23 protein-coding genes are annotated in these 24,342 nt (G+C 64.3%); 16 read left to right on the forward strand and 7 right to left on the reverse strand.

Going from position 1 to position 24,342, the window contains the following annotated elements; genetic code table 11:
* Window position 1 precedes the first annotated feature (1 nt).
* The 4 genes from AC1DVS_RS14130 (at window position 2) to creD (ending at window position 4,149) form a co-directional block, all read left to right on the forward strand.
* Window positions 2–661, forward strand: a complete 660-nt coding sequence (locus AC1DVS_RS14130) for a hypothetical protein (RefSeq protein WP_478024032.1) — start codon at window positions 2–4, stop codon at window positions 659–661.
* A gap of 23 nt (window positions 662–684) precedes the next feature.
* A complete protein-coding gene (locus tag AC1DVS_RS14135) occupies window positions 685–1,560 on the forward strand; it encodes a glycoside hydrolase (RefSeq protein WP_478024034.1) in 876 nt (291 codons plus the stop codon).
* A gap of 76 nt (window positions 1,561–1,636) precedes the next feature.
* Entirely contained in the window at window positions 1,637–2,200 is a 564-nt protein-coding gene (locus AC1DVS_RS14140; RefSeq protein WP_478024035.1) for an ATP-dependent Clp protease proteolytic subunit, read from the forward strand.
* 560 nt (window positions 2,201–2,760) lie between these two features.
* Window positions 2,761–4,149: a cell envelope integrity protein CreD gene (creD, locus tag AC1DVS_RS14145; protein WP_478024037.1), complete on the forward strand. Its 1,389-nt coding sequence runs from the start codon at window positions 2,761–2,763 to the stop codon at window positions 4,147–4,149.
* Between the two features lie 168 nt (window positions 4,150–4,317).
* On the opposite strand, the gene AC1DVS_RS14150 is transcribed toward creD, so the two are convergent.
* The gene (locus AC1DVS_RS14150; protein ID WP_478024039.1) at window positions 4,318–5,469 is read right to left on the reverse strand and encodes an alpha-hydroxy acid oxidase; all 1,152 of its coding nucleotides are present in this window, start codon (window positions 5,467–5,469) and stop codon (window positions 4,318–4,320) included.
* Between the two features lie 209 nt (window positions 5,470–5,678).
* Here AC1DVS_RS14150 and AC1DVS_RS14155 point away from each other — a divergent pair, with 209 nt between their 5' ends.
* Genes AC1DVS_RS14155 through zapE form a run of 3 tightly spaced genes read left to right on the forward strand, consistent with a single transcriptional unit; the run spans window position 5,679 to window position 8,066 of the window.
* Window positions 5,679–6,464, forward strand: a complete 786-nt coding sequence (locus AC1DVS_RS14155; protein WP_478024040.1) for a succinate dehydrogenase iron-sulfur subunit — start codon at window positions 5,679–5,681, stop codon at window positions 6,462–6,464.
* Between the two features lie 7 nt (window positions 6,465–6,471).
* A complete protein-coding gene (locus tag AC1DVS_RS14160) occupies window positions 6,472–6,948 on the forward strand; it encodes a PaaI family thioesterase (protein WP_478024042.1) in 477 nt (158 codons plus the stop codon).
* 5 nt (window positions 6,949–6,953) lie between these two features.
* Entirely contained in the window at window positions 6,954–8,066 is a 1,113-nt protein-coding gene (gene zapE / locus AC1DVS_RS14165) for a cell division protein ZapE (RefSeq protein WP_478024043.1), read from the forward strand.
* Here zapE and AC1DVS_RS14170 read toward each other — a convergent pair.
* Window positions 8,005–9,162 carry an acyltransferase family protein gene (locus tag AC1DVS_RS14170; protein ID WP_478024045.1) on the reverse strand — a complete coding sequence of 386 codons (1,158 nt, stop codon included), beginning with the start codon at window positions 9,160–9,162 and terminating at the stop codon, window positions 8,005–8,007. The genes zapE and AC1DVS_RS14170 overlap by 62 nt on opposite strands.
* Window positions 9,163–9,259: 97 nt before the next feature.
* Here AC1DVS_RS14170 and AC1DVS_RS14175 point away from each other — a divergent pair, with 97 nt between their 5' ends.
* The 8 genes from AC1DVS_RS14175 (at window position 9,260) to lpdA (ending at window position 18,256) form a co-directional block, all read left to right on the forward strand.
* Window positions 9,260–9,586 (forward strand): YbjQ family protein, encoded by a 327-nt coding sequence (locus AC1DVS_RS14175; RefSeq protein ID WP_478024047.1) that lies wholly within the window; start codon window positions 9,260–9,262, stop codon window positions 9,584–9,586.
* Window positions 9,586–9,882 carry a hypothetical protein gene (locus tag AC1DVS_RS14180; RefSeq protein ID WP_478024049.1) on the forward strand — a complete coding sequence of 99 codons (297 nt, stop codon included), beginning with the start codon at window positions 9,586–9,588 and terminating at the stop codon, window positions 9,880–9,882. The genes AC1DVS_RS14175 and AC1DVS_RS14180 overlap by 1 nt, the downstream gene beginning before the upstream one ends.
* Window positions 9,883–10,016: 134 nt before the next feature.
* Window positions 10,017–10,979: a malate dehydrogenase gene (gene mdh, locus AC1DVS_RS14185; RefSeq protein WP_478024051.1), complete on the forward strand. Its 963-nt coding sequence runs from the start codon at window positions 10,017–10,019 to the stop codon at window positions 10,977–10,979.
* Window positions 10,980–11,068: 89 nt separating this feature from the next.
* Window positions 11,069–11,953: a succinate--CoA ligase subunit alpha gene (gene sucD, locus AC1DVS_RS14190; RefSeq protein WP_478024052.1), complete on the forward strand. Its 885-nt coding sequence runs from the start codon at window positions 11,069–11,071 to the stop codon at window positions 11,951–11,953.
* 116 nt (window positions 11,954–12,069) lie between these two features.
* Window positions 12,070–15,003, forward strand: a complete 2,934-nt coding sequence (locus AC1DVS_RS14195) for a 2-oxoglutarate dehydrogenase E1 component (RefSeq protein WP_478024054.1) — start codon at window positions 12,070–12,072, stop codon at window positions 15,001–15,003.
* A 74-nt stretch (window positions 15,004–15,077) separates the two neighbouring features.
* Window positions 15,078–16,313 carry a 2-oxoglutarate dehydrogenase complex dihydrolipoyllysine-residue succinyltransferase gene (odhB, locus tag AC1DVS_RS14200; RefSeq protein ID WP_478024056.1) on the forward strand — a complete coding sequence of 412 codons (1,236 nt, stop codon included), beginning with the start codon at window positions 15,078–15,080 and terminating at the stop codon, window positions 16,311–16,313.
* Between the two features lie 10 nt (window positions 16,314–16,323).
* Window positions 16,324–16,815 carry a YfbM family protein gene (locus tag AC1DVS_RS14205; RefSeq protein ID WP_478024057.1) on the forward strand — a complete coding sequence of 164 codons (492 nt, stop codon included), beginning with the start codon at window positions 16,324–16,326 and terminating at the stop codon, window positions 16,813–16,815.
* 49 nt (window positions 16,816–16,864) lie between these two features.
* Window positions 16,865–18,256, forward strand: a complete 1,392-nt coding sequence (gene lpdA, locus AC1DVS_RS14210; protein WP_478024059.1) for a dihydrolipoyl dehydrogenase — start codon at window positions 16,865–16,867, stop codon at window positions 18,254–18,256.
* A 14-nt stretch (window positions 18,257–18,270) separates the two neighbouring features.
* Here the strand turns inward: lpdA and AC1DVS_RS14215 are convergent, their stop codons facing one another.
* The 3 genes from AC1DVS_RS14215 to AC1DVS_RS14225 form a co-directional block, all read right to left on the reverse strand.
* On the reverse strand, window positions 18,271–19,983 hold the full coding sequence (locus tag AC1DVS_RS14215) for a SulP family inorganic anion transporter (protein WP_478024447.1): 1,713 nt from the start codon (window positions 19,981–19,983) through the stop codon (window positions 18,271–18,273).
* Between the two features lie 2 nt (window positions 19,984–19,985).
* Window positions 19,986–20,258, reverse strand: a complete 273-nt coding sequence (locus AC1DVS_RS14220; RefSeq protein ID WP_478024061.1) for a helix-turn-helix domain-containing protein — start codon at window positions 20,256–20,258, stop codon at window positions 19,986–19,988.
* A gap of 170 nt (window positions 20,259–20,428) precedes the next feature.
* A complete protein-coding gene (locus tag AC1DVS_RS14225; protein ID WP_478024063.1) occupies window positions 20,429–21,136 on the reverse strand; it encodes a YoaK family protein in 708 nt (235 codons plus the stop codon).
* 118 nt (window positions 21,137–21,254) lie between these two features.
* Here AC1DVS_RS14225 and AC1DVS_RS14230 point away from each other — a divergent pair, with 118 nt between their 5' ends.
* Entirely contained in the window at window positions 21,255–21,887 is a 633-nt protein-coding gene (locus AC1DVS_RS14230) for a trimeric intracellular cation channel family protein (RefSeq protein ID WP_478024064.1), read from the forward strand.
* Window positions 21,888–21,901: 14 nt separating this feature from the next.
* Here the strand turns inward: AC1DVS_RS14230 and AC1DVS_RS14235 are convergent, their stop codons facing one another.
* On the reverse strand, window positions 21,902–22,369 hold the full coding sequence (locus AC1DVS_RS14235) for a GFA family protein (RefSeq protein WP_478024066.1): 468 nt from the start codon (window positions 22,367–22,369) through the stop codon (window positions 21,902–21,904).
* 69 nt (window positions 22,370–22,438) lie between these two features.
* Window positions 22,439–24,094, reverse strand: a complete 1,656-nt coding sequence (locus AC1DVS_RS14240; RefSeq protein ID WP_478024067.1) for a tyrosinase family protein — start codon at window positions 24,092–24,094, stop codon at window positions 22,439–22,441.
* Window positions 24,095–24,342 lie beyond the last annotated feature (248 nt).

Genomic DNA, 24,342 nt, shown 5'->3' on the forward strand with positions numbered 1-24,342 from the left:
GGTGCGCATAGTAGCAGGAACGGCGAGCCTGCTGCTGCTGACATTGGTCGCTGCCGCAAATGATGGCGCCGATGCCGTCGTGGGGCGGACTCGTACCACCAGCGCTACCTACGCGACCTATTCCCGCGTCTTTGCACTCACCGATGACGGCGATGCCGATAATGGCTGGGCCGCTGAATTTCATTCGGGAGACTGGCATCGCAATGAGAGCGCGAAGTTTCGCGTCATCGCTAACTGCCGAACGCATGTTGGCTACGCCTTTGATGTCGAAAGTCAGCAGCTCCAAAAGGCGCCCGACATCTACAAGGGGGCTTGCGGCATCGTCGATGCCCCCGATGTGATCGCGACCGATCGGCTTGCGCCAGTCACCGGCAAATATGGCCGGCTCGATGTGGTCAGGATCACGGATACGAGATTTACGCGCTTCTATGCGATAGATGCGCATGGCGTGATCGTCCGATCGATCTGGTCGGCGAAGAATGGATCGCCGGCGCCATGTTTTCAGATCGAGCCGAACGCCATTATGAATGTCTTGCCGGCCGGCAATATCTTCAGCGTCGCCTCGCTAAAGGATTCCGTCGTTCCGACACGTTATCGGGTCATGCGGCAACGCATTCCGGATGTCGGACTCTCCGGAAAGAGCTGCGGATTGGCACGCTGAAGATCGTGGTGCCGGCTGCCGGCTTGTCTCCACACACGGCCCGTCGCCTGCCTTCGATCGCGCTCGCCATCTTCTTGATAGGTTCCGCAAGCCCCATCACCACGCCCCCGCCCGGCTTCGCTGACCCGTTCTACGCCAAATATGTCGACGCGGACGGCATCCCGGTCCTGTCCTCGGCCAAGGTCCCGGATCGCGCACTGCTGAGGGCGAAGGCGATCGTCGAGGGGCTGCTCGCCCATCGGCCGGACCTTGCACGCGTGCTGGTCGCCTGGAAATTCCGCGTCGCGATCATGGCGGAGGATGAGAGCACGCTGGATCTTCCCGAACAGCGGGACTGGAAGAAGCCTGCGCGCGACGACAAGCGGCTCACCCGGTGCGAACGCAAACATTATGACGAGCGGATCGGTCGCCTGACTGACCGCGATTATTGGAACGCCCGCGCGCGCGGCATGTCGGGCGCGCTCACCAGCGGCTCGGTCGAGGATCTGCTCGGCCAGCGCAATTCGCGCTATTATGGCCAGACGATCTTCCTCCACGAATTCTCCCACAACCTGCTCTGGGCGATCCGCGCGGTCGATCCGCACCTCTATGCCGAGGTCGGCCGCGCTTATGCCGCTGCGCGTCGGGCCGGCCGCTGGAAGGGTGAATATGCCTCGACGACGATCGACGAATATTGGGCGGTGGGCAGCCAGTTCTGGTTCAACTCCGGGCGGGTGGTGATCTTCAACAACCGCCGCATCCTCAATGATGCCGATCTCAAAGCCTATGATCCAGCGCTCTATTCGGTGCTGGAAAAGGCTTATGGCACGAACCACCATATCGACGCCGACCCCTTCTACATGAGCGAAGCACGGGTCCCACCCGGCCCACTCCCAGCTAACACCGCGGAGGAATGCTGAGGGCGGATTGATCCGGGGGAGCGGGTTTTTCGGCTCACCTCCGGAACATCGACGCCAGCGCGCAGTTGGGCGCCCCATGCCAGATACTGCCAGATACCCGCTCCTCGCCAGGCCACATATTCGCCTGTCGGGAACCGTCGATCAGTTCATGTACCAGAGCTTCCGCCAGCAACTCGACGCTTGCCCCGAGGAAGGCGCGCTCGTGATCGCGCTGACCACGCTCGGCGGTGACCCCGAAGTCGCCCGCACCATGGCCGACGATATCCGCCTGCTCGAGGATCATGATGGCCGCGAGATTTTGTTCCTCGGCAAGGTCGCTGTCTATTCGGCGGGGGCGACCTTCATGGCTGCGTTCCCGGTCGACCGGCGCTTCCTAACCCGGCACACGCGACTGATGATCCATGAGCGGATCATCTCGAAGCAGCTCAATATCAACGGGCCGCTCCGCATGTGCGTCGCGTCGATCAAGGCGGCGCTTCACGAGATCGAGCATTCGATCCTGATCGAGGAGGAGGGCTTTCGCGATATCGTGAAGGGCAGCCGGGTCGATTTCGAGGATCTGCGCGAAAAAGCGCCGGCCAACTGGTATATCGAGGCCGAAGAAGCGCGCGATCTGGGGCTGGTCCTCGACGTGATCTGATCCGGAGATACGGGTCTTCGGTTCTCTGCGAATGCGGCGATTCAAACGCAGCGCGAGATCGGTCATGGGATAGGCACGGGACGCTTCAGAAGCCCGAAAAGTTCTTTCTCATCGTCGGATCCTGAACGTGTTTCGCTGCGCCGGCGTCATCGCCTGCGCGCGCGATTTCCCTGAAAATTCCCTGTTATTTCCCTGTTATTCCCTGTTCCGGGGCCCAACAGAAGGATGAAGTTTTATATAAGTTATTGTTGAATAAGAACATTTCGGAGAATTCAACTGGAAGCGGCATCGAAAAAAAGAAAAAATTCCCTGTTAACGGCGGCGGAACAGGGAATTTGCATCGCCGCCGTGTCCCCGAGCAGTCCGCGCGCCCGCCGCCAGTTTGAACGAACGAATCGAAAGTAACGCCACTCCGGTCGAGCATTCTCCGCCTGCACCCGATCTGCACAATCATTCCTCGCGATCGACTTTGGCCCCTCCGATCGCGCCTCCCTATCCCGGAGCCTCCTACAGGGAGGTTCACTATGTCCGCTCGATCTGCATCCGAACGCTCGCCGACGATGAAGCTTTTGCTTCCGTCCTTGATCGGCGCGCTGCTCGCGATCCCGCTCTTTGCGATCTATCTGCTCGTCTATGATCGCCAGGCGCAGTCCGAGACTGCGCAGACCTCGATCGCCCAGGGGTCGGGCGGGCCGCAGGTGATTGCGGGGCCGGTGCTCGTCATCCCCTGGTCGAAGCAGGTCAGCGAGACCATCACCGGCGAAGACGGCAAGCGCACCACCAAGGTCAGCACTGAGTGGCACGATATGATGCTCTCGCCCGATATGGCTGATCTGAAGACTGATCTCACGCCCAATGTGCGCCACCGTTCGATCTATGATGTGGTCGTCTATGAGGCGCACAATCGCGGCAGCGTGCGTTTTATGCTGCCGCCCGATCTCGATCGCTCGGGGATAACGCCCGACACTTTGGCCTTCGATCGCGCCCAGCTTCGCTTCGGCATCAGCGATGCGCATGGGCTGTTCGGGGCCCCGCCCGCAGTCGTTGCGGACGGCAAGCGCCTCGCCCTCCAGCCCGGCAACGGTGTGCGTGAAACCGGCGGGTCGGGCTTTTCGGCCTTTGTCGATGCGAGCCAGTTGAAGGCCCGGTCGATCGCCGTGACCTTCGAATATGGCGTGCGCGGCACCGGATCGCTGTCCTTCGTTCCAAACGCCGGTGACACGAGCTGGAAGATGGCCTCGTCCTGGACAAGCCCAAGCTTCCAGGGCAGCATCCTGCCGAGCGCTACGCCGGTGATCAACGATACGGGGTTCTCGGCGACCTGGCGCGGCGGTAACCTCGCGCTCGGCAAGGCGCTCGTCGCAGTCGATGTGCCGCAGACGGATCCCCCGCGCGCCGAGAGTGCCGATATTTCGTCGCGGTCGGACGCGATCGTAAGCCCCAATGGCGCTCTGGTCGCGCGGGTCGACCTCGTCACGCCGGTGGATATCTACAGTCAGGTCAATCGCTCGGTGAAATACGGTTTCCTGTTCATCGGCTTCACCTTCCTCGCCTTCCTGATGTTCGACGTGATCGGCGGCGTGCGGGTCTCGGCGATCGAATATGCGCTGGTGGGCTCGGGGCTGGTGCTGTTTTTCGTGATGCTGCTCGCTTTTGCCGAAGTCGTCGGCTTCACGCCGGCCTATCTGATCGCTGGCGGCGCGATCATCTCGCTGCTCACCTTCTATTCGGCGGCGGTGCTCGCCAGCCGGAAGCGCGGTATGTTCATCGCGGTCCTGCTCTCGTCGCTCTACGGCATCCTCTATCTGCTGCTCAGCCTGGAGGACCTGTCGCTCCTCGCCGGCTCGGTGCTGCTCTTCCTGGCCCTCGCCGCAGTGATGTACCTCACCCGGGGGATCGACTGGGGCGGCGCTGCGCCGGAGATGGAGGAGGCGCTTACAGCGGAGTGAGCGCGCATCCGCTTCTTCAACCCCTCCCCTTCAGGGGAGGGGCAAGGGGTGGGGCAGCAACGAACAGGGCTCGATGCCCTGTTCGTTGCTTTTTACGGGCGTTGCAGAGTCTTTTGAGCGTGCACACGCACGCCCCCACCCCCAACCCCTCCCCTGAAGGGGAGGGGCTTAGTTGCGCCACCTCAAATTCCCCCGGCCAAGCTCGGCAACCGACTTCACCCCCATCAACTTCATGTCGCGCTCGATCTCGTCATGCAGCCGCCCGAGCACCCGCTCGACCCCGGCCTGGCCCGCCGCCGCCAGCGCATAGAGATACATTCGCCCGCCCGAACACGCCTTGGCGCCAACGCTCAGCGCCTTCAGCACATGGCTGCCGCGCCTTATGCCGCCGTCACAGATCACGTCGATCTTGTCGCCGACCGCATCGACGATCTCGGCGAGCTGATCGAACGGCGCCCGCGATCCGTCCAGCTGTCGTCCGCCATGGTTCGACACCATGATCGCCGTCGCGCCGATATCGACCGCGCGCCTGGCATCCTCGACTGACATGATCCCCTTCAGGCAGAATTCCCCGCCCCATTGCGCGCGGACATTCTCCGCCGTCTTCCAGTCCATCGACGGGTCGAGCATCTTGTTGAAATAGTCGGCCACCGACAGCGCGACATTGGTCCCCTCGGACACATGGTCCTTGAGATTGGTCAGCTCGAACTTCTCGCGGAACAGATAGTCGAGCGTCCAGCGCGGGTGAGTCGCAAAGCTGATGGCGGAGGAGGGCGTCAGCCGCGGCGGCGAGCTGAAGCCGGTGCGCAGGCAGCGCTCGCGATTGCCCGAGACGATCGTATCGACGGTCAGCGCGATGCAATCGAACTTCGCTTCCTTGCACCGCTCGACCAGCGCGTGATTCAAACCCTTGTCCTTATGGATATAGAGCTGGAACATCTTGGGGGTCGATATCGTCCGGCCGATCTCCTCGATGCCGACTGTCGCCAGACTGGAGATGCCGAAATAGGTACCGAACTTCTCCGCCGCCCGGCCCACGCCGCGCTCGCCCTGCCAGTGGAACAGCCGCTGCAAGGCGGTCGGCGACAGGAACAGGGGCATCGCGATCTTGCGGCCCATCACGGTCGTGCTCATGTCGATCGTCTCGACGCCGGCGAGCACGCGCGGCACCAGGTCGCAATCGTCGAACGCGCTGGTGTTGCGCGCCTTGGTCGTCTCGTCGTCTGCGGCGCCGTCGATATAATGATAGACCGGCCCGGGCAGGCGTTTGCGGGCGAGGGTCCGGAAATCCTCGACATTATGGCAATCGCTCAGTCTCATATTTTGCCCCATTCGCCCATATTCTGGACTTCGCCTTACGGTCCGCGTCCAGCGGTCGCAACGCCGGTGATGGTGCCCGCTCCGCCCCGCGTTCCGCAACCCGTCATATTGTTGGTGCCGCTGAGTACGCCAAAGGGTTGCACGCGCGCGCCGAAAGGCATAGCCGCTACCGCGACGCACCATTTCGCATCCGCCGGAGAGTTTCAGGCATGGCCGAATTCAGACTGCCCCCGAACAGCCGACCCAAAAAGGGCGGCAAGGTCCATAAGGCAGCGGCGGACGCAAAGCGGGTCCGGAACTTCAAGATCTACCGCTATGATCCCGATGCCGGCGAGAATCCGCATTACGACACGTTCGAGGTCGATCTCGACAGCTGCGGGCCGATGGTGCTCGACGCGCTGATCAAGATGAAGTCGGAGCAGGATTCGTCGCTCACCTTCCGCCGCTCGTGTCGCGAGGGGATTTGCGGTTCCTGCTCGATGAACATCGACGGCAAGAACGGCCTCGCCTGCACCACCGCGATCGAGGACGTGAAGGGCGATATCCGGATCAGCCCGCTGCCGCATATGGACGTGATCAAGGATCTCGTGCCGGATTTCACGCATTTCTACGCGCAATATTCCTCGATCAAGCCGTGGCTGCAGACCGTCACGCCGCCGCCCTCGGGCAAGGAGCGCCTCCAGTCGCCGGCTGACCGCGAAAAGCTCGACGGGCTGTACGAGTGCATCCTGTGCGCCTGCTGCTCGACCGCCTGCCCGAGCTATTGGTGGAATTCCGACAAGTTCCTCGGCCCGGCCATCCTGTTGCAGGCCTATCGCTGGCTCGCCGACAGCCGCGACGAAATGACCGGCGACCGTCTCGATGAGCTCGAGGATCCATTCCGCCTCTATCGCTGCCACACGATCATGAACTGCGCGAATGTCTGCCCCAAGGGCCTGAACCCCGCCAAGGCGATCGCCGAGATCAAGAAGATGGAAGCCGAGCGAGTCGTCTGAGGCCGTAATGACGGAGGAAGCCAGGCCAGCCACCTTCCTCTATGAGGAAGATCCCGATCATCCCGGCTGGATGCGCTGGGGCTTCACGGATCCGACGCGGTACAACAGCTTTCTCGGCCCGATGCTGGTGAAGGTCGACGCCGGTATCGCCCTCGTCCGCATGACGCCCGAGCGCCGCCATTCGAACCTGCGCGACAATGTCCATGGCGGCGCGATGCTCGGTTTCATCGACGTCGCCCTGTTCGCCGCCTCGCGCAGCTTCGGGCTGATCACGGCCGGATCGGCCGTGACGCTCGACCTCTCCGTCCAGTTCATCGGCGGCGGGCGCATCGGCGAGCTGCTTGAGGCCCAGGTCGAACTCCTGAAGGAAACCGGCCGCCTCCTCTTCCTGCGCGGCCTGGTCGTGCAGGGCGATGAGAAGGTCGCAAGCTTTTCCGGCACGATCCGCAAGTCGGCCAAGACCATTCCCCAGGCCGAGGGCTGACGGCATTGCCCAACGTCCTTGCCCGCTACGAAGCGCTCGTCGCAGCCGGCGAACTCAAACCCGATCCCGAACAGGCCGAAGCGGCGCGTCGCCTCGACCAGCTCGCTACCGAACTGGAAACAGTACCGAAGCGCGGCAGCGTGTTGTGGCGCGCGCTCGGCCGGCGGCCCGATCCGCCGCGCGGCATCTATCTCTGGGGTGGGGTCGGCCGCGGCAAGTCGATGCTGATGGACCTGTTCTTCACCTGCCTCGATGTCCGCCGCAAGCAGCGCACCCATTTCCTCGAATTCATGCTCGACATTCACGCCCGCCTCCGCGTCGAGCGCGTCAAAGAGGTCGGCGATCCGATCCTGCCGGTCGCAGCCGCGATCGCCGACGAAGTGCGGCTGCTCGCCTTTGACGAGATCATGGTCACCAACAGCCCCGATGCGATGATCCTGTCGCGCCTGTTCACTGAGCTGCTGCGCGAGGGCGTCACGGTTGTGATGACCTCGAATCGCCCGCCGCGCGATCTCTACAAGGACGGCCTGAACCGCGAGCATTTCCTCCCCTTCATCGATCTCATCGAGACTAAGATGGACGTGCTCGGGCTGAACGGCCCGGTCGATTATCGCCGCGATCGGCTCGGCCAGGTAGAGACCTGGCTCGTTCCCAACGGCCCCGAGGCGACCGCCCAGCTCTCCGCTGCCTTTTTCCGCCTGACCGACTATCCGCCTGAGGACCGCAAGAACGTTCCGGCCGAGGACCTGCCGCTCGGCGGCGGTCGCACCCTGCACGTGCCGAAGAGCCTGAAGGGCGTCGCCGTCTTCTCGTTCAAGCGGCTCTGCGGCGAGGCGCGGGGGGCGGCTGACTATCTCGCGATCGCGCGGCGGTTCCACACCGTGATCATCGTCGGCATCCCGAAGCTCGGCCCCGAGAACCGCAACGAGGCGGCGCGCTTCGTATCGCTGATCGACGCGCTCTACGAGCATAAGGTCAAGCTGCTCGCCGCGGCCGACGCTCAGCCCGGCGAGCTCTATGAAAAAGGGGACGGCCGCTTCGAGTTCGAACGCACGATCAGCCGGCTGGAGGAGATGCGCTCGGACGAGTATCTCGAACAGGGCCACGGCGCGCACTGATCGCCACCGCGCCGTCGATCAGCGCGGCGAGCCGGGCACGCAGCACCGGTTCGGCCACCCGCACGACCCCCCAGGCAGAAACCAGCACCGTCGCCAGCGCAATCATGATAGCAACCGCGAACGGCACCCCCTGCCGCATCAACGCGGAGACGATCGCCGCACCGACCTCCTGATGGAGCAGGTAAAGCGGATAGGTCATCAGTCCCAGGGTTGCCGCCAGCCGCGCATCGATCCGCCTGCCAAGCAGCCCCTGCAGTCGCGCCGAGCCAAGCACGACGCCGAGCCCGACGGTGAACGCAAGGATCGGCACCAGCGGCCCGGCAGTGATACCCAGCGCGTGGGTGCGTTCCACGGTGCGCCCCGCGATCTCGGTCAGTGCGGTCGCGAAGAAGATGGCAAGCATCAGCACCCGGCCTGCCGTCACGCCCCGGTTCAGCATCGCCCAGGCCAGCACGCCGATCGCGAAGAAGCATCCATGCGGCAGCAACAGCAACTGAGCCGGACGATAGTCCATCAGCGGCGTCGCCGCCCATCCCGCCATCACCGCGAACAGCCAGAAAGCGCTGGAGATGGCTCCGAGCAGCACCGCGCTGCGCTCGATCGTCTCGGCACGGCCGGCGCGGCCAAGCGTTGCCGCGATCACCGCATAGAAGACCACCTCGATCCCCAGCGTCCAATAGGACGGATCGATCCATGGCCCTTGCAGCCAGAAGCTGATCGAGCGCAGCCACTCACGGATCAGCCCCGGCCCTTGCGCGACGATCATCAGCGCCAGCAATGTCGCGGTCGCGCAGATCCAGGCGGCGGGCAGCAACCGCAGCGCGCGGCGGCGCAGGAACACACCCCGGCTCGCGCCTTCGGCCGACATGGCGATGACGAAGCCCGAGATCACGAAGAACAGCTCGACGCCGATCCACCCGAACCAGGTCCAGGGCGTGGCCACATCGGAGATCGGCAATCCTCCGAGCATCTCCACATTCGCCCAGCCCGGAGCCCGCGCGAACGCGCAGCCGAAATGAAAGGCAACCACCAGCAACGCGCTGACGAAACGCAACAGATCAAGGGCGATGATCTCGCGGGGCTTGGGACTGGCCATCCATGCTCCGATGCCCGATCAGGTTTTAAGATCGCGTGTAACGCTCGCACCGGAGCGCGAGAATCGCTAGGATGGGGCGTCACCAGAGGGGGATTCGATGCTCGTCACCACCACAGAGAATGTACCGGGCCACACTGTCACCAGGACGCTCGGCCAGGTGTTCGGCGTCGTCGTCCGCAGCCGCGGCCTGGGCGGCAATTTGATGGCCGGCCTGCGCTCGATCGTCGGCGGCGAAATCCGCGAATATTCGCAGCTCGTCGAGGACACCCGCCGCCACGCGATCGACCGGCTCGTGACCAACGCCGCGTTGATGGGCGCTAATGCGGTGGTCATGATGCGCTTTGATTCGGGCGAGCTTGCGCAATCGATGAACGAGGTGGTGGCCTATGGCACCGCCGTCATCCTCGATCCCGCGCCGGAATGATGCTGCGCACATTCGTCCTGGTCGCGGCGATGCTGTTCTTCACGGCAGCGGCAATCGGCGTAGTGGTCGATCCCGCGGTCTGGCCAACGCTGATCGCCGCCACCGTCCTGCTTGCCGGAATCCTCTTCGAGCGCAGGCGCTACGGCGCCGCCCAAGCCCGGCCCGCCAGCTCCGCCTGGCGCGAGACATCCGAGCGTTTCATAGACGATGCGAGCGGCCGCCCAGTTGCGGTCTGGTATAATGAAGCAACCGGCGAGCGCCGCTATGTCGATATTGAAGGCGATACGCCGCTCTAAATGCAGTTGCGAAGCATTCGCATCATGCTCGCATAATTGCTAGTCTTTACCGGTTGCCCCCACGTCAAAACGCGCCTAAGCCGCCGCGCAGTTTGGCCGCGCGCGCGGCGATAGCACCTCCGAAAGGACGATGAATGGCCCGCAAGAAGATCGCGCTGATCGGCGCTGGGAATATCGGCGGCACGCTCGCCCATCTCGCAGCCCTGAAGGGTCTGGGCGACATCGTCCTGTTCGACGTGGTCGAAGGCGTCCCCCAGGGCAAGGCGCTCGATCTCAGCCAGTGTTCGCCCGTTGAGGGCTTCGATGCGACGATCACCGGCTCTAATGATTACGCTGACATCAAGGGCGCGGATGTCATCATCGTCACTGCCGGCATCGCCCGCAAGCCGGGCATGAGCCGCGATGATCTGCTCGGCATCAACCTCAAGGTCATGAAGGCAGTCGGCGAGGGCATCGCCGCCAACGCCCCCGACGCGTTCGTCATCTGCATCACCAACCCGCTCGATGCGATGGTCTGGGCGCTGCGCGAATTCTCCGGCCTGCCGCACCAGAAGGTGGTCGGCATGGCCGGCGTGCTCGACAGCTCGCGCTTCAGCCACTTCCTCGCGGAAGAATTCAAGGTCTCGGTCAAGGACGTCACTTCCTTCGTGCTCGGCGGGCACGGTGATACCATGGTGCCGGTGATCAGCTACTCGACCGTTTCGGGCATTCCGGTTCCCGACCTGATCGAAATGGGCCTTTCCACCCAGGAGCGGATCGACGCGATCGTCCAGCGCACCCGCTCGGGCGGCGGCGAGATCGTCGCCCTGCTCAAGACCGGCTCGGCCTATTATGCCCCCGCCACCAGCGCGATTTCGATGGCCGAAGCCTATCTCTACGATCAGAAGCGCCTGCTCCCGGCGGCCGTTCACCTGACCGGCCAGTACGGTGTCGACAATCTTTATGTCGGCGTGCCGGTGATCATCGGCGCCGGCGGTGTCGAGAAGGTCATCGAGATCAAGCTCGACGCCGAAGCCAAGAAGAATCTCGACGTCTCGGTCGAGGCGGTCAAGGAATTGCTGGTCGCCTGCAAGGCGATCGACGGCTCGCTGGCCTGATCCTTTTCGTACCCCCGCAAGGGCGTACGGCATTCCCGAACCCAGATGAGCCCCGGCGTCGGCCAGGGAACAATGAGGAAGAAAACCGAATGAGCATCCTCGTCGACAAGAACACCAAGGTCATCACCCAGGGGATGACCGGCGAAACCGGCACCTTCCATACCCAGCAGGCGCTGGCGTACGGCACGCAGATGGTCGGCGGTGTCACGCCCGGCAAGGGCGGCACTGAGCATATCGGCTTGCCGGTGTTCGACACCGTCGCGGAGGCCGTCGCGAAGACCGGTGCTACCGCTTCCGTCATCTATGTTCCGCCCCCCTTCGCCGCTGACTCCATCCTTGAGGCGATCGACGCCGAGGTGCCGCTGATCGTGACGATCACCGAGGGCATCCCGGTGCTCGACATGGTCAAGGTCAAGCGCGCTCTGTCGGGCTCGAAGTCGCGGCTGATCGGCCCGAACTGCCCAGGCGTCCTCACCCCCGGCCAGTGCAAGATCGGCATCATGCCCGGCTCCATCTTCAAGCAGGGTTCGGTCGGCGTTGTAAGCCGCTCGGGCACGCTTACCTATGAAGCCGTGTTCCAGACGTCGAATGCGGGCCTCGGCCAGACGACCGCGGTCGGCATCGGCGGCGATCCGGTCAACGGCACGAACTTCATCGACGTGCTCGAACTCTTCCTCGCTGACGACGAGACCAAGTCGATCATCATGATCGGCGAGATCGGCGGCTCGGCTGAGGAAGAAGCGGCGCAGTTCCTCCGCGACGAAGCGAAGCGCGGCCGTTCGAAGCCGATGGCTGGCTTCATCGCCGGCCGCACCGCGCCTCCGGGGCGCCGCATGGGCCATGCCGGTGCGATCGTCTCGGGCGGCCAGGGCGGCGCCGAGGACAAGATCGCGGCGATGGAAGCGGCAGGGATCAGGGTGGCGGACAGTCCCTCGGAACTCGGGACGACGCTGCTCGCAGTATTGAAGGGCTAACAAAAACCTTCTGCCGTTGGGCAGGAGGTGGCGCTGAAGCGCTAAATGGGCGAATGGTAGCGGTAACGTAACCCTCGCCCCCTCCTCTGCAGGGGAGGGAAGGAAGGACGAAGACGATGGGCTATGAAGGCCAGGATTTCGCGGATATCGCAGGCGGGGTAAGCCCCGCCTTTATCGAGACTCTGTACGCGCGCTACAAAGTGTCGCCCGACAGCGTCGAGCCGTCATGGCGCTCCTGGTTCGAGGGGCTCGAGGGTTCCGCCCAGGGCCCAAGCTGGGAACAGGCCAATTGGCCGTCCTCGACTACCGACGATCTGACCGCGGCGCTCGATCCGACTCAGATGGAACCTGCGCCCAAGCCCGCGAAAGGCGGCAAGCCAACGACTGCGCCCGTTGCCGCGACACCGTCGCAGGAGGATATCACCCGCGCCGCCGCCGATTCGATCCGCGCGATGTTGCTGATCCGCACTTACCGTGTGCGCGGCCATCTCGCCGCCAATCTCGATCCGCTCGGCCTGTCGAAGCACGAGATGCCGGCTGATCTCACCACGGAATATCACGGCTTTTCTGATGCCGATCTCGACCGGCCGATCTATCTCGGCGGCACGATGGGCCTGCAATGGGCGACGGTGCGCGAGCTGGTCGACATCCTGCGCGCGAATTACTGCGGCAATGTCGGCCTCGAATATATGCACATCGCTGATGTCGAGGAGCGCCGCTTCCTCCAGGAGCGGATGGAGGGCAAGGATAAGGCGATCGAGTTCTCAGCCCTGGGCAAGAAGGCGATTCTCAACAAGGTGATCGAAGCGGAGCAGTGGGAGAAATTCCTCGGCCGCAAATATGTCGGCACCAAGCGCTTCGGCCTCGATGGCGGCGAGAGCATGATCCCCGCGCTCGAATCGGTCATCAAATATGGCGGCCAGCTCGGCGTGCGCGAGATCGTGTTCGGCATGGCGCATCGCGGCCGTCTGAACGTGCTGTCGAACGTGATGGCCAAGCCGTTCCGCGTGATCTTCCACGAATTCGGCGGCGGCTCCGACAATCCCGATGATGTCGCCGGTTCGGGCGACGTCAAATATCACCTCGGCACCTCGACTGACCGCGAGTTCGACGGGATCAGCGTCCATATGTCGCTGGTCGCCAACCCTTCGCATCTCGAGGCCGAGGATCCGGTCGTGCTCGGCAAGACCCGCGCGATCCAGACGATCAACAATGATCTCGCCGAGCACAAGGGCGCGTTGCCCGTGCTGATCCATGGCGACGCGGCGTTCGCGGGGCAGGGGATCGTCTGGGAGTGTCTCGGCTTCTCAGGGATTCGCGGCTATAATACCGGCGGCTGCATCCACTTCGTCATCAACAACCAGATCGGCTTCACGACCAGCCCGCAATTCGCGCGCTCCTCGCCCTATCCGTCGGATGTGGCGAAGGGTGTCCAGGCGCCGATCTTCCACGTCAATGGCGACGATCCCGAGGCAGTCACCTTCGCCTGCAAGATGGCGATCGAGTTCCGCCAGCGCTTCCACCGCGACATCGTCATCGACATGTGGTGCTACCGCCGCTTCGGCCATAACGAAGGCGACGAGCCCGGCTTCACCCAGCCCCTGATGTACGATCGCATCCGCGCGCACCCGCCGGTCAGCGAAGTCTATGGCAAGCGCCTGATCGAGCAGGGCGTGGTCGACCGGGCCTGGATCGACGATAACATCACGCAATTCACCACCCTGCTCGAAGGCGAGTTCGAAGCTGGCGCCGCCTATAAGCCCAACAAGGCTGACTGGTTCGCCGGGCGCTGGTCGGGCCTGCACGCGCCGGCGGATAGCGAGAGCGGACGCCGCAATGTCGAGACCGGGATCGAGACCAAGCTGTTCGATTCGATCGGCCGCACGCTCACGACCGTCCCGGACGATCTGACCATCCACAAGACGCTTGCCCGCGTCATCGATGCCAAGCGCGAGATGTTCAAATCCGGCGCCAATTTCGATTGGGCGACGGGCGAGGCACTCGCTTATGGCTCGCTCCTCTCGGAAGGGTATGGCGTCCGTCTGTCGGGCCAGGATTCGGGGCGCGGTACGTTCAGCCAGCGCCATGCCGTCTGGATCGACCAGAAGGATGAGCATAAATATCTGCCGCTCGCGCAGATCGAGCATGGCCGCTTCGAGGTGCTCGACAGCCCCTTGAGCGAATATGGCGTGCTCGGTTTCGAATATGGCTATGCACTCGCCGACCCCAAGACTCTGGTCCTGTGGGAAGCGCAGTTCGGCGATTTCATGAACGGCGCGCAGATCATGATCGATCAGTTCATCGCCAGCGGCGAGGCCAAGTGGCTGCGCGCCAACGGCCTCGTGATGCTGCTGCCGCATGGCTATGAAGGGCAGGGGCCGGAGCATAGCTCGGCGCGCGTCGAGCGTTTCCTGCAGCTCTGCGCCCAGGACAATATCCAGGTCGCGAACTGCACCACCCCGGCCAACTATTTCCACCTGCTGCGCCGGCAGATGCACCGCTCGTTCCGCAAGCCACTGGTCATCTTCACGCCCAAATCGCTGCTGCGCCACAAGCTCGCGGTGTCGAAGGCGCAGGATTTCCAGGGCGAGAGCCACTTCATGCGAATCCTCTCGGATCCTTCGGCGCCCGCTGACGCAGAAGTGAAGCGGCTGGTGCTGTGCACCGGCAAGGTCGCTTATGATCTGATGGAGGCGCGCGACGCTGCCGGCGACAAGAACACCGCCATCGTCCGCGTCGAGCAGCTCTATCCTTTCCCGAGCGAGCCGCTGACGATCCGCCTCAAGAAGATGGCGAATCTGGAAGAAGTGGTCTGGGCGCAGGAAGAGCCGAAGAACAATGGCGGCTGGTCCTTCGTCGAGCCCTTCATCGAGGAATGCCTGAAGGAAGCCGCGATCAAGCCGCAGCGTGCCCGCTATGCCGGCCGCGCCGCCGCCGCTTCGCCCGCGACCGGCCTGATGAAACGCCACCAGATGGAACAGGCCGCGCTCGTCGCCGACGCGCTCGGCCATAATGTCCGCGAAGAGATCCGCCGGACGCGCAAGAACTGACGATATTCATGCTCCCGCGAATGCGGGAGCCCGGTCTGGCGCCCCGCGCTTGTGGGGCACAACAGGAAGAGAAGATGGCAACCGAAGTCAAAGTGCCCGTGCTGGGCGAGTCGATCACTGAAGCGACCCTCGGCGAATGGCTGAAGCAGCCGGGCGATCCGGTGAAGGCCGATGAGCCGATCGCCAGCCTCGAGACCGACAAGGTCTCGATCGAGGTGCCGAGCCCGGTTGCCGGCGTGATGGGTCAGCATGCGGTGCAGGTCGGCGATACCGTCCAGGTCGGCGCGATGATCGCGACGATCGACGCAGGCAGCGGCGCTCCCGCCGCGGCGACCGCGCCGCAGCCGGCCGTAACCGCATCGCCAGCGCCGGTCCTGGCCAGCGCCGCCCAGCCGGCACCCGCCGCCGGTGACGGCCCAGCGGCCCTTTCGCCGTCGGTGCGCCGCGCGGTGCTCGAGCACGGTGTCGATCCGTCGACGGTCAAGGGCACCGGCAAGGACGGCCGCATCACCAAGGACGATGTGATCGCAGCCGCTGCGACGCCCGCCGCTCCGGCTCCCGCGCCGTCACCCGAGCCGCAGCTCGCACCATCGGTTGTAGCCGCCTCGGGCCGCAAGGAAGAGCGCGTCCGCATGACGCGCCTCCGCCAGACGATCGCGAAGCGTCTCAAGGAAGCGCAGAACACCGCCGCGATGCTCACCACCTTCAACGACGTCGACATGACGGCGGTGATCGAGGCGCGCACCAAGTACAAGGATCTGTTCGAGAAGAAGCATGGTGTCCGGCTCGGCTTCATGGGCTTCTTCGCCAAGGCAGCCTGCCTCGCGCTGAAGGACGTGCCGAGCGTCAACGCCTCGATCGACGGCGACGAGATCGTCTATCATGATTATGCCGATATCTCGGTCGCGGTGTCCGGCCCGGGCGGCCTGGTCGTCCCCGTCGTGCGCGATGCTGATCAGATGTCGGTCGCGCAGATCGAGCGCACGATCGGCGATTTCGGCAAGCGCGCCAAGGACGGCACGCTCAAGATGGAAGAGATGAAGGGCGGCACCTTCACCATCTCCAATGGCGGCGTGTTCGGTTCACTGATGTCGACCCCGATCATCAACCCGCCCCAGTCGGCGGTGCTCGGCCTTCACCGCATCGAGGATCGCCCGGTCGTCCGCGACGGTCAGGTCGTGGTGCGCCCGATGATGTACCTCGCGCTCAGCTACGATCACCGCCTGATCGACGGCCGCGAGGCAGTGACATTCCTCGTCGCGCTCAAGAACGCGATCGAGGATCCGACCCGGATTTTGATCGACTTGTAAGGATTTCGGGATGGGAATGGTGCTTTGCCTCCGGCGCGTCGCAGACGTCCCCGCGCTTTGGGAAAAAGTCGTCGACCCCGACGGATTCTATGAATTTCTCAACGAACCCGAGGCTGCCGGCGATCTCGTCGATTTCGATAAGGCGTGGCAAGCGATCCACTTCCTCCTGACCGGATCGCCATGGGAGGGGAGCGGCCCGCTCACCTTCCTGCTGCACGCAGGCTCACCGATCGGCGAAGACTTCGGCTATGGCCCCACCCGTCTCGCTGCACCAACCGAGGTCCGGGCGTTTCGTGATGCCTTGGCGGAGCTCAGCGACGACGAGCTCCGGCGCCGCTATGACCCTGCAGCGATGGCCGCTCAGGACGTCTACATTGCGAGCTCCCTCGCCGATGAGGGAGAGACGGGCTGGGAATATGTGATGCAGAGCATGCCTGAACTCCGCTCCCTTCTGGATCGTAGCGTTGAGACCGGCTCCGCAATCGCTATCTGGATAACCTGACACGTTACGAGACGGGCCGCTCGCGGTGCGCAAGAACTGGAAACCAACAATGGCTGACTATGATTTCGACGTCCTGGTAATCGGCTCCGGCCCGGGCGGTTATGTCGCCGCGATCCGTGCTGCACAGCTCGGGCTCAAGACCGGTTGCATCGAGGGTCGCGAGACGCTTGGCGGCACCTGCCTCAATGTCGGCTGTATTCCCTCCAAGGCGATGCTGCACGCGTCCGAGCTCTATGACGAAGCCGTCTCCGGCCGGCTCGCCAAGCTTGGCGTGAAGGTCGAGACCAGCCTCGATCTCGACACCATGCACGGCCAGCGCAAGGACGCGGTCAAGCAGCTCACCGGCGGCATCGAGTTCCTGTTCAAGAAGAACAAGGTGGAATGGCTGAAGGGCTATGCCAGCTTCACCGGCAAGGACAGCGTCAAGGTCGGCGACCGCGAAGTCCGCGCGAAGAACATCATCATCGCCACCGGTTCCTCAGTCACCCCGCTGCCCGGCGTCACCATCGACCAGAAAATCGTGGTGGATTCGACCGGCGCGCTCGAACTTCCGGCCGTGCCGAAGCACATGGTGGTGATTGGCGGCGGCGTGATCGGGCTCGAGCTCGGCTCGGTCTGGCGCCGGCTCGGCGCCAAGGTGACGGTCGTCGAGTTCCTCGATCAGATCCTGCCCGGCTTCGATGGCGAGGTCCGCAAGGAATCCAACAAGATCATGAAGAAGCAGGGGCTGGAATTCCGCCTCTCGACCAAGGTCACCGGCGTGAAGGTCGACGGCGCCACCGCGACGCTCACCGTCGAGCCAGCCGCCGGCGGAACGCCTGAGACGATCGAGGCCGATGCCGTGCTCGTCTCGATCGGCCGTCGTCCCAACACCGACGGCCTCGGCCTCGATGCCGCCGGCCTGGCGACCAACCAGCGTGGCCAAATCGAAACCGACCACCGCTTCAAGACTTCAGTCGACGGCATCTGGGCGATCGGCGACGTCATCCCCGGTCCGATGCTCGCGCACAAGGCCGAGGACGAAGGGATCGCGGTCGCCGAGAACATCGCCGGCCTCACCGGCATCGTGAATCATGACGTGATCCCGAGCGTGGTCTACACCAGCCCGGAGATCGCCGGCGTCGGCCTCACTGAGGAAGCGGCGAAGGAGCGCGGGGAACTGAAGGTCGGCAAATTCCCGATGCTCGCCAATTCGCGTGCCAAGACCAATCACGAGCCTGACGGCTTCGTGAAGGTGATTGCGGATGCAAAGACGGACCGAGTGCTCGGCGTCTGGGTCATCGCCTCGGTCGGCGGCACGATGATCGCCCAGGCCGCGCAGGCGATGGAGTTCGGCGCGACCTCGGAGGACATCGCCTATACCTGCCACGCCCATCCGACGCATTCGGAAGCGATCAAGGAAGCGGCGATGGCGGTGTTAGGGAAACCGATCCACATCTGATCGGCACGCGCAGTTCAGTCCTCAGCCACTCCGGCCTCATGCCGCCGCGCGGCGGAGACGGCGTCCTCGATCGTCGTGCGGTAACGCACTTCAGGCGGCCGCCCGCCATGCAACAGCAGCAGGCGGCGCACCGCCGCACGCGCCCCCGCGACATAGACGGTCGCGCCGTGCCGATGTGCCTGGCGCGCAAAACCGGCGATCGTGGCGGCAGCGGTTGAATCGAGCACCGGCACATTGGAGACATCGATCACATAGGCCTTGGGATGCTCGCCGATCCGGTCGAGCGCGGCCGCGACCGCACCCGCTGCGCCGAAGAAGAAGGCTCCGGTGATGCGATAGACGATGATGTCCGGGTCGGTTGCGAGCGCCGCATCATAAGGCGTGCGATCGTCGCCCTCGGCATCGTCGCTCAGGTCTCCTTCGACGCGCAACGCCGGCTGCTCAATCTCCACCGCCTGCGCCATGCGGTGCAGGAACAACAGGGCACCGATGCCGAAACCGACCAGGATGCCCTCGGTCAGGTCGCGGAAGATGACGAGCAGGAAGGTTGTGATCAGCACCACCGCGTCACCCCGTGACGCGCGCAACAGGATCGCGAACTCGTGCTTCTCGGCCATGTTCCATGCGACAACGGCGAGCACCGCCGCGAGCGACGCAAGCGGGATCAGGCTCGCCAGCGGAGCTGCTACCAGCATGAAGCCGAGCAGGATCAGCGAGTGAAGCATCCCGGCGATTGGCCCGCGTGCGCCGGCGCGGACATTGGTCGCTGTCCGGGCGATGGTGCCGGTCACGCAGATCCCGCCAAACAGGGAAGAGGCGATATTCGCCGCCCCTTGCGCGACCAGTTCGCAATTCGAGCGGTGGCGCCGCCCCGTCATGCTGTCGGCGACGACTGCGGACAACAGGCTTTCGATCGCCCCCAGCAGAGCAAAGGACAAGGCCGCCGGCAGCACTGCCTCGATCCTCGCCAGCGACAGGTCGGGCAGATGCGGTATCGGCAGCGAGCGCGGGATTCCGCCGAACTTCGTCCCGATCGTCTCGACCGGCAATGCCAGCAGCCAGACGGCAAGTGCGCCTAGTGCAACCGCGATCAGAAAGCCCGGCCAGTGCGGTCGCAGGCGGCGCAATACCAGGATCGCCGCCACGGAAACCCCGGCGATCGTCGCGGCGGTGATGCTGAGGCTCGGCAAAGCTCCGCCGAGTGCGAGGAGCTTGGGCAGAAAGGGCCCGGGCTCGGTGCCGGCCAGCGTCAATCCAAGCAGGTCCTTGAGCTGGCTCGCGAAGATGATGACCGCGATCCCTGAAGTGAAGCCGACCGTCACCGGGTAGGGGATATATTTGATGAAGGTGCCGAGCCGAAGAAAGCCCACCACCAGCAGGATCAGGCCCGAGAGCATCGTCGCGAGGATCAACCCGTCGACACCATATTTCGCAACAGTCGCGGCAACCAGCACAATAAAGGCGCCGGCCGGCCCGCCGATCTGAAACCGGCTGCCTCCGAGCGCCGAGACGAAGAACCCGCCGACGATTGCGGTGTAAAGCCCGCGATCCGGCGTCACACCAGAGGCGATCGCGATCGCCATCGAGAGCGGCAGGGCGACGATCGCAACGGTCAGCCCGGCAAGCGCATCTGCTTTCAGGTCAGTCCATGAATAGCGCTCGCGCAGGACGGTCACGAGCTTGGGGGTGTAGAGATCGAGAAAGCGCGGGGAATGCCGCGCCTGCATCGTCACCGGCTGGCTCTGTCGACGCGCCCGCCCTGCTTGAGCCGTACGCCCCTGCCGCCGTCGCGGCTTTCCATGCCCTCGCCGATGAGCTCAACGCCCGCGCGCTCAAAGGCTTCGACGACTTTGGTCAGCGTATCGATGACGCCGCGCACATTGCCCCCGCTGGCTTCCATGCGCTGGATGGTCGGGAGCGAAACGCCGGAGAGCTCGGCAAGCTGGCGCTGGTCGATCCCGGCTAGGGCGCGTGCGGCGCGCATCTGGGCGGATGTGATCATCTGTTCCCTCGGTGGGCAGGCATGTATCATACATCATGACAGATGTTCAATATATTAGTGATAATACTCAAGACACCAGTTCTGCATGTTTTCACACAAGCCACTGCCAGCGGACTTTTACGCATTGAAATGAAGGCTTGGCTCGATATGCCGCCATTGCGGCCGGCGCGTCAGACGGCGCGCGGTCCCCAGGGGCCGGTTTGCGCACCCGCACGGGAGAGTGCCGCGATCGAGATTGCCAGCGCTCCGGCGGCACCCGCCGCGAGCCACAGCGCCTTGCTGTCGAACGCCCCATAGCAACGCGCGCCCATCACCACGCCGCACAGGAATGCGAGCCACAACAGGAGATGGCGCAGCCATCCCCAGCGATCGGCATCCCCCATCAGCGCACCCGCCAGGCCTTCGCCCATCCGCACCAGCAACCCGGTCATCCGCGCGAGCCCGACACCGATCTCGCGTCCGCGTGCGAACCCGCCATTCTCGAGACCCATCGCACCGGCGAGCAGCAGCAGCGTCCTTGTGTCGGGCTGGTGTTGCGCGAGCATAGCCGCAAAGCCGATCAGCAGCGTGACGCCGATCATTGCCATCGTCTGGGCGCGCTGTGGCCAATGCCTGGCGATAACCGTGGCGATCATCGCCCCGCTGACGAAGCTCAGGATCAGCGCCCCAGCCATGCGCACCTCATCATAGCGACCGGCCGCAAGCGAAACCCCGAGCCGGGTCGTGTTCCCGCTCATGAAGGCGGCGAAGAAGCCGCCGAGGCTCGAAAAGACCAGGGCATCGACGAATCCCGCCAGAGCGGCGAGGCAGACGGCGAGGACGATCATCGGCGACTGGGTGCGTTGCATCGCGTCCATATGTGTCAGCACGCTCCGCATCGCTAGAGTCTCCTGCTGAAAACTGACCACAGGTTTTCGGCTTTCGTGACCTAACGACAAAAACCTGGATCCGCCGCAGCGATTTGGCGTCGCGTTGCGCCGGGCGTAGAGAGTGCCGATGCACGCCCCGCTCCTCTGGCAATTCGGCTCGATCCTGCCCTGGCTCGATCTGTTCGGCATCGCTGTGTTCGCGACCACCGGCGCGCTCGCCGCGACGCGCCGTGCCCAGACTTTCGTTACCGCCGCGTTTTTCGCGCTGGTGACGGGCGTCGGCGGCGGCTCGATCCGCGACCTGCTGATCGGGGCGCCCGTCTTCTGGGTGCACGATCCGCTCGTCGCCGGGATCTGCCTCGCAGTCGCGGCGCTTGTCTGGGTGACGCCACAAGGCTGGTGGCGCGACGCCGCGCTCGACTGGCTCGATGCGGCCGGCCTCGCCGCCTATGCGGTGTTCGGTGCCGCCAAGGCGCTTGCGTTCGGCGTCCCGCCGGTGCCCGCCGCGCTGATGGGCGTCATCACCGCCTGTGTCGGCGGCATCATCCGTGATGTCCTCGCCGGCGAGCCCTCGATCCTGATGCGGCCCGAGCTCTATGTTACCGCGGCGGCGCTCGCCGCCGGGCTTCACGTCATGCTGGTCGTCGCCGGCCTTCCTGCATTCGTGGCCGCCATCATCGCCGCCACCGCAGGCTTCGGACTGCGCGCCGCCGCGATTCACTGGAAACTGGCGCTGCCAAGCTATCGCGGGCGCCGCTGAGCGCGCCGCCAAGCCTATCCGAACAGCGCCTTGCGCCGCGCAAGGCTCGCCTCGGGCCAGAGCGTCTTGCTGTCATAATAGGCCTCGACCGCGGGCACGCCCTCGGGCAGCTGCACCCACGGCAGTTTCGAGCGGGTATAGATATGGATGTCGGGCGGCAGACCGCCCGGTTTGTCGAGCGTGCCGACCCGCACGAAGCGCAGGATATCGGCCGCGCCGCCATAGTTGCTCCACAGCGCAACCCGGCAAGTGGGGCAACGCCATATTTGCTGCCCCCTGCCGCTTTCCGACGGCGTCAACACCGGCTCAGGCCCGCCCCTGATGGCCTCCACCCGATCGCTTTCGATCATCGCGTTGATCACAAAGGCCGATCCTGTCTCGGTCTGGCAGGAGGTGCAGTGACAGCAATGCACGAACATCGGCGCTGAAATGAGCCGATAGCGGATCTCGCCGCACGCACAGCCGCCGGAAAATTCGGTCATCGACACCTCCTGCATCGGCGCGATCATATCGCACCGATACGGGGTCACAAGTACCGAGGCAGCAAGCCGCTAGCGCTGCTCGATCCGGGCCTCCTTGAAGCGCACATTGGCGCGCGGGCTGATTCGCTCCGCCGCCTTGAGCGCGGTAACGCCGGTGACTCCGGTCGTCGGTACGAGCACCAGCGAAGCGTCACCGCTGACCCCGAGCGAGGCAAGCGCGTCTGTCGCATCGAAGGTGCGCGATGCCGTGTCAGCCATATCTTCCATGCCCTTCATGTCGTCATGGTGCGGTGCTGTGTCGTTGAAGAAGTTGATCACGCCAACCAGCGCCCGCTTGCCGTCGGCGCCCTGAACATAGACCTCGTAGAGCACGCCCGGCGGCTCGTCATAGCTCAACCCGTCGATTACCAGCATCGAGCGCAGCGCCCGGCCCTTCGGCACCGGCGCCGTCAGCATCTGTTTGCGCGTAGTCGGCGCAAGCTTGAGCGGCACCGTCGTGGTCCCGCGTTGCAACTTGATCGGGCCAGTCAGCGGATACACGTGAAACGGCCTTTCCAGCTGCGCATAGATTGGCGGGAATTTGATGATCAGCGGACAGCCGCCGCCCGAGGCATAACGATAATGGAGTTGGGCCAGCGTCACCATGTCGCCGACCTTGCTCGAGACGAGTGTACCGCTGCCATTGATGAAGCTGAAATGCGCCGCGAGCTGCGCCGCATTGTTCGGCAGCCGCGCCGCCGGGTTCACCCGCAGCCAGCATTCATAGAGACGGTCGATATTGGCGTGGTGGCTGTAGAAGATTGGATCGTTCCCGGCCGAGGGCACATAGCCCATATAGCCGCTCGGGCAGCTCGCCACGCCCGTCGCGCAGTGCACCGATCCATGCGGCGTCTGCTCGAGCGCTGTGTTGAACGGCGAATAGGTCGTGCTCGGCATCGCGCCCGCGGTCGAGGTCACCGCTGAGGTCAGCGCCGCCGTGCCGGCATTGAGCTGGGCCTGGCGATTGGCGATATAAAGCGGGTTGGGTTTGGTCACCCCGCCATCCACATAGGTCGGCGCGCGATAGGCGGGCGGGAGATGGCCGTCGGTCTCATAGTCCCAGAAGGGCAGGCGAAGGTTCGGATCGCCCGAGGCCTGTTGCAGCACCTGCTCGAAATAGAAGAGGTACATGCGGTGCCAGGTCAGGAACTGGATGGTGCCGTGCTGGCACGTGCACCATGTCGCGATCTCGTCGGGCGTGGCCTTGGATTGCAGCGATAGCCCGCTCATGCCGGGATAGCTGAGCCCCGAATCCTTCGAGCAGCCGGCACCGATATAAGCATGCATGTTCGCCCAGTAACGCAGGCTGCGCTTGAAATTGGCGCTGCCATGCGGCGCCGAATTCCACGCGATCATCTGCGCGATGCCCCGGCGCAGGCTGGCGAGCTCGGTCGCGCTGAGCAAGGTGATCGACTTGCGGGTGATGTTGAGCGGCGGCGGCGGGGGAGGCGGCATCGCGGCAACGGTCGTCCCCAACGCATCGGCGGCAACGGCCTGCAGCCGCGCGGCCGCGAATGCCCACATCCACTGCTCGCGCTGCGCTTCGTTCGCTCGCAGCAACGGGCTTGCTGGGAGCCGCGCAGCCACCGGGCCGGTACCGGGCGCCCCGGCTTGGGCAGCGGTGGGCACCGCGAGTGCCGCCGCGCCGAAAAATAGGATGGAGCACATGCTTGCCTGGATTTTCATGACGGATACCCCTCAACCGGACGCGCATGTCGCCGACATGCAAATAGCGGATCAGTCGACCTCGGCGCCAACCCTCCGACTCGCGGCGATTCCACTTCGCCGTCGCGGTGATCATGGTACAATTTAGTAGCGAGCTGGTCTTGGAGAGATAACGCCGGTCTGGTGGGAAAACCATATTGCGACTTCGCACGCATTGCCGGTGTCAACGCTCAATCCGTCGAGGGACTTTGGATTGGCTCCGTCTTGAC

It is taken from the genome of Sphingomonas sp. P3_C5 (assembly GCF_056402635.1).

Coding starts and splice junctions, on each gene's coding strand:
- AC1DVS_RS14150 (WP_478024039.1), bottom strand. CDS start 5,469: ATGAGACTGAGCGATTGCCATAATGTCGAGGATTTCCGGACCCTCGCC.
- AC1DVS_RS14175 (WP_478024047.1), top strand. CDS start 9,260: ATGCTCGTCACCACCACAGAGAATGTACCGGGCCACACTGTCACCAGG.
- sucD (WP_478024052.1), top strand. CDS start 11,069: ATGAGCATCCTCGTCGACAAGAACACCAAGGTCATCACCCAGGGGATG.
- AC1DVS_RS14205 (WP_478024057.1), top strand. CDS start 16,324: ATGGGAATGGTGCTTTGCCTCCGGCGCGTCGCAGACGTCCCCGCGCTT.
- AC1DVS_RS14195 (WP_478024054.1), top strand. CDS start 12,070: ATGGGCTATGAAGGCCAGGATTTCGCGGATATCGCAGGCGGGGTAAGC.
- AC1DVS_RS14225 (WP_478024063.1), bottom strand. CDS start 21,136: ATGCGGAGCGTGCTGACACATATGGACGCGATGCAACGCACCCAGTCG.
- AC1DVS_RS14140 (WP_478024035.1), top strand. CDS start 1,637: ATGCCAGATACTGCCAGATACCCGCTCCTCGCCAGGCCACATATTCGC.
- AC1DVS_RS14220 (WP_478024061.1), bottom strand. CDS start 20,258: ATGATCACATCCGCCCAGATGCGCGCCGCACGCGCCCTAGCCGGGATC.
- odhB (WP_478024056.1), top strand. CDS start 15,078: ATGGCAACCGAAGTCAAAGTGCCCGTGCTGGGCGAGTCGATCACTGAA.
- AC1DVS_RS14180 (WP_478024049.1), top strand. CDS start 9,586: ATGCTGCGCACATTCGTCCTGGTCGCGGCGATGCTGTTCTTCACGGCA.
- lpdA (WP_478024059.1), top strand. CDS start 16,865: ATGGCTGACTATGATTTCGACGTCCTGGTAATCGGCTCCGGCCCGGGC.
- mdh (WP_478024051.1), top strand. CDS start 10,017: ATGGCCCGCAAGAAGATCGCGCTGATCGGCGCTGGGAATATCGGCGGC.
- AC1DVS_RS14215 (WP_478024447.1), bottom strand. CDS start 19,983: ATGCAGGCGCGGCATTCCCCGCGCTTTCTCGATCTCTACACCCCCAAG.
- creD (WP_478024037.1), top strand. CDS start 2,761: ATGAAGCTTTTGCTTCCGTCCTTGATCGGCGCGCTGCTCGCGATCCCG.
- AC1DVS_RS14155 (WP_478024040.1), top strand. CDS start 5,679: ATGGCCGAATTCAGACTGCCCCCGAACAGCCGACCCAAAAAGGGCGGC.
- AC1DVS_RS14170 (WP_478024045.1), bottom strand. CDS start 9,162: ATGGCCAGTCCCAAGCCCCGCGAGATCATCGCCCTTGATCTGTTGCGT.
- AC1DVS_RS14160 (WP_478024042.1), top strand. CDS start 6,472: ATGACGGAGGAAGCCAGGCCAGCCACCTTCCTCTATGAGGAAGATCCC.
- AC1DVS_RS14240 (WP_478024067.1), bottom strand. CDS start 24,094: ATGAAAATCCAGGCAAGCATGTGCTCCATCCTATTTTTCGGCGCGGCG.
- AC1DVS_RS14235 (WP_478024066.1), bottom strand. CDS start 22,369: ATGACCGAATTTTCCGGCGGCTGTGCGTGCGGCGAGATCCGCTATCGG.
- AC1DVS_RS14230 (WP_478024064.1), top strand. CDS start 21,255: ATGCACGCCCCGCTCCTCTGGCAATTCGGCTCGATCCTGCCCTGGCTC.